Origin of the sequence: Neisseria sp. HMSC31F04, assembly GCF_001807735.1 — a bacterium.
Classification (GTDB): domain Bacteria; phylum Pseudomonadota; class Gammaproteobacteria; order Burkholderiales; family Neisseriaceae; genus Neisseria; species Neisseria elongata.
This window is the reverse complement of record NZ_KV790797.1, coordinates 24680-25557: the sequence shown is the minus strand read 5'-3', so window position 1 is coordinate 25557 and position 878 is coordinate 24680. Positions and strand designations below refer to the sequence as shown.

The window sequence follows — 878 nt, the reverse complement described above, 5'->3', positions numbered from 1 at the left end:
GCCGTACTGGTTTAAATTTAATCCACTATACATCAAGTTTTCAGACGGCCTTCATCCCAAATAACGGAAACGATGGCGGGCAAACAACAAAAAATCAATATAAAATCCCCGCAAAACAACCACAAATATAGTGGATTAACAAGAATCAGGACAAGGCGACGAAGCCGCAGACAGTACAGATAGTACGGAACCGATTCACTTGGTGCTTCAGCACCTTAGAGAATCGTTCTCTTTGAGCTAAGGCGAGCCAACGCTGTACTGGTTTTTGTTAATTCACTATACAGCAAAACACACCAATCTCGGCCTATTTAAACGTCGCCAACCACCAACCTCACCCGCAAACGCAAGAAAGGCACACCCATGTCCCTCAATCCCGTCTACCTCTGGAACCCGCAAAACTTCCCCGACCCGCAGGCCATGCTGCCCGACGGCTTCGACGCGGCACACCGCATCGTCTCCGAATGGACCGACCAACCCCTGCCGCAAGGCGCGGACACAAGCGCGTTTGACAAACTGGCCGGATACATCGCCGAAGCCGCCCGCAGCGGCAAAGCCTCGGCCGACTTCAAAGCCGCTTACGCCGATATAGGAACCCAAGTGGCCGAACAACTGAAAAGCCGCGCCATACTCGAACTGTACGAACACTATTTGGAGCTGATGCCGATACTGACCTGCCGCAGCGAAAGCCTGGGCCTCGTGCTGTACGACGCCAACGGCTACCTGCTGCTGCCCGACGGTCGGGAATACCCCGACCAAGAAACCCAAGACGAAATTACGGCATACTGGCGCCAACGCGAAGCCGAAGAACAAAAATGGCGGCAGGAAAACAGAGGCCTGCCGAAGAACATCAAAGACTTCTACAAATACTTCCGCCCCAA

Annotated in this window: 1 protein-coding gene; it reads left to right on the top strand. The window is 53.1% G+C overall.

Annotation, left to right across the window (positions count from 1 at the left end; all coding sequences use genetic code 11):
- Positions 1-360: 360 nt before the first annotated feature.
- A partial coding sequence (locus HMPREF3107_RS12555; RefSeq protein WP_246828598.1) for a hypothetical protein occupies positions 361-878 on the top strand: 518 nt, incomplete at its 3' end.